The 1,350-nt window shown below is 69.9% G+C and carries 1 protein-coding gene; it reads right to left on the bottom strand.

Going from position 1 to position 1,350, the window contains the following annotated elements; all coding sequences use genetic code 11:
• A partial coding sequence (locus IEY55_RS31650; protein ID WP_189062265.1) for an IS110 family RNA-guided transposase occupies positions 1-1,196 on the bottom strand: 1,196 nt, incomplete at its 3' end.
• Between the last annotated feature and the right edge of the window lie 154 nt (positions 1,197-1,350).

Raw genomic sequence — 1,350 nt, 5'->3', positions numbered from 1 at the left:
GGGTGCCGGTAGTGGGTCTTGGTGCGGAGCATGGCGTGGAGGACGTCGATGCGGCGGCGGGCTAGGCAGATGAGGGCGGCGTTGTGACGTTTGCCTTCGGCTCGTTTGCGGTCGTAGTAGGCGCGGCTGACGGGGTCGGCCAGACTGGCGAAGGCCGACAAGAACAGCGTCGATTTCAGGGCGCGGTGGCCGCGGTGGGAGCGCGTCTCGCCCTTGAGGGAGGTGCCGGAGCGGCGGGTCACCGGGGCGAGGCCGGCGTAGGCGGCCAGGTGGGCTGCGGTCGGGAAGGCGGAGCCGTCCCCGATCAGGACGAGAAGCGTGGCGGCGGTCCTGACGCCGATGCCGGGCATCGAGGTCAGGACCTCGGCAAGAGGGTGCTTGGCCAGCCTCTCCTCGACGTCGTTGGCCAGGGTTCGACGTTCGGTGTGGACTTGGCGCAATTGGCGGGCCAGGCCGGCGATGACCCGGCCGAAGTCGGTGGTGCCGGGGATGGTGACGGTCTGGGCGGCCAGGGCCGCCGTGATCGTGGCGGGGAGGGTCTTGGCCAGCCGGGGCGAACCACCCTCGCGCAGGATTTTGGTCATGCTGTCCGGATCCAGTGTGGCCAGGGCCGTGGGTGTGGGCGCCTGGGCGAGCAGGGCCAGGACGCCGGGCCGGTCGAGTTGGGGGCCCAGGACGCGTTCCAGGGCGGGGTGGATGTGCAACAACGCGTCCCTGAGTCGGTTGGACAGCCGGGTGGCTTCGGCGGCCAGGTCGTCGTCGTAGCCGACCAGCACCTCCAGCCCGGCCAGGGTTTCGTCGTCGGTGCTCACCCGCCGCAGGGTGTGTGGCAACGTTCTGGCGGCATCGGCGATGACGTAGGCGTCACGGGCGTCGGTCTTGCCCTCACCGGGATGGAGGTCGGCCAGGCGTCTCATGGCCAGGCCGGGCAGGTAGGCCACCGTGATGCCCATGTCGCGGGCGAGGGCGATGGCCAGGGCGCCGATGGCGGCGGGCTGGTCCACCACCAGCAGCACCCGGCCATGGTCGGCCAGTTCACCGAACACCTGCCGCAAGGCGGCTTCGTCGTTGGGCAACGCCCGATCCACCAGTCGTTTCCCGGTGGTCGTCAGGGCACAGGCGTGGTGGTCGCCCTTGCCGACGTCCAGGCCGCAGAACACCTGGAAGTCACCGACCTGGTTGTGGGGTTGCGACAACGCATGCCTCACTTTCGACGTGTCAGGCCGACCGTGGACATCCGTGCCGGCAGCCACGTTACGAGCAGACCACGTGTGGGCCAGGTCTCTATCAGCGGTCACCGATGCCCCCGGCCCACGGTGACAACACCCCCCAGATCATGGTCGACAGGGG

The organism is Longimycelium tulufanense (assembly GCF_014645795.1).
Lineage (GTDB): Bacteria > Actinomycetota > Actinomycetes > Mycobacteriales > Pseudonocardiaceae > Longimycelium > Longimycelium tulufanense.
This window is presented reverse-complemented; position numbering and strand designations above follow the sequence as displayed.